At 71.6% G+C, this 1,156-nt stretch carries 1 protein-coding gene and 1 pseudogene; one reads left to right on the top strand and one right to left on the bottom strand.

From position 1 onward, the window contains the following. Positions 1 to 40: 40 nt before the first annotated feature. Complete coding sequence (locus G6026_RS07515; RefSeq protein WP_107756652.1) at positions 41 to 772, bottom strand: succinate dehydrogenase; 732 nt, start codon at positions 770 to 772, stop codon at positions 41 to 43. 98 nt (positions 773 to 870) lie between these two features. Between G6026_RS07515 and G6026_RS07510 the strand changes: the two are divergent. Continuing rightward, positions 871 to 1,156, top strand: a pseudogene (locus tag G6026_RS07510) (signal recognition particle-docking protein FtsY); the annotation flags it as partial.

The raw sequence follows: 1,156 nt of genomic DNA, 5'->3' as shown, positions 1-1,156 counted from the left end.
GCCGTGAAGGCGCTCGACACACCCGGGGTGCGTGGGCCGGTCACGACAACCATCCGGCCTGGACGGCGATCGGGATCATGGCGTTGCCCACCAGGACGGCGACAGCGGCGACCCCACCGACGACCGTCACCGCCGCGCGACTCCGGACCCCCGTCACGCCGAGGTCCCCCGCCGCCGTCCGCACGCCGTGCGCCACGTGCACCGCGAGCAGAGCCATGGTGATCCCGTAGAACGCCGCCACCCAGGGCCTGGCGAAGCTGGCCACGAGGTTGGCGTACGGCGACCCGGGGACGAACGAGTCACTGGCCGCAGGAGGCGTGCCGGTGGTCATGTCCAGGACATGGAAGACCACGAACAGCAGCAGCACCACACCGGTCAGCATCATGGTCCGGGCGCCGAAGGAGGTCGGGGTCAGGCCGGCGCGACGACGACGGGGGCCCGCCGCCGCCCGCGAGCGACGCACGAGCAACACGGAACACCCGATGTGCGCCACCAGGCTCAGCACCAGCACCACTCTCAGGCCCCACAACACGCCCTCGTGGGGGACCAGCGGGTAGAGCAGGGTCCGCAACCACTCGGCGTACCCGTCGAATCCGGCCGCGCCGCCGAAGACCTTGAGGTTGCCGATCATGTGCACGACGACGAACGAGGTGAAGATCAGACCCGTCACGGCTAGGACAGTCTTCGCCGCCCAGGTGGGGACGGCGTGGGCGCGCCGGAGGTGTGGTCTCCGGGCCCCGGCCGGCTCGTGCGGAGCAGCGACCTCGGTCACGCGCGGACACCTCCTTACGGGAACGCGCGCCAGTCTAGGGCCGCCCTCGACACCCGGGGCCGGGATGAGGACGGGGGGCGTCGTCCATACTGGGCACCGTGAACACCACCTGGATCGTCATCGCCGTCGTCGCCGTCCTGTTGCTCGCCCTCCTGGCACTGGTCGTGGGCCTGCAGCTGCGCAAGAGGCGACAGATCTCCCTGAGCAGGCCCGAGGAGCGCAGGGAACTCACCCGCGAGGAGCGCTCGGGCAACTACCAGGCGGGGACCGGCTTCTCGTTCACGGAGGCGGGTGGGACCGCCACCGCGGCACCCCCGAGGGAACCCCTGCCACGTCAGACGCCCCCTCCGGTCCACACGACTCCGCCCGTCGGCGCGACCCCGC

Origin of the sequence: Dietzia sp. DQ11-38-2, from assembly GCF_014145055.1 — a bacterium.
Taxonomy (GTDB): Bacteria; Actinomycetota; Actinomycetes; order Mycobacteriales; family Mycobacteriaceae; genus Dietzia.
This window is presented reverse-complemented; position numbering and strand designations above follow the sequence as displayed.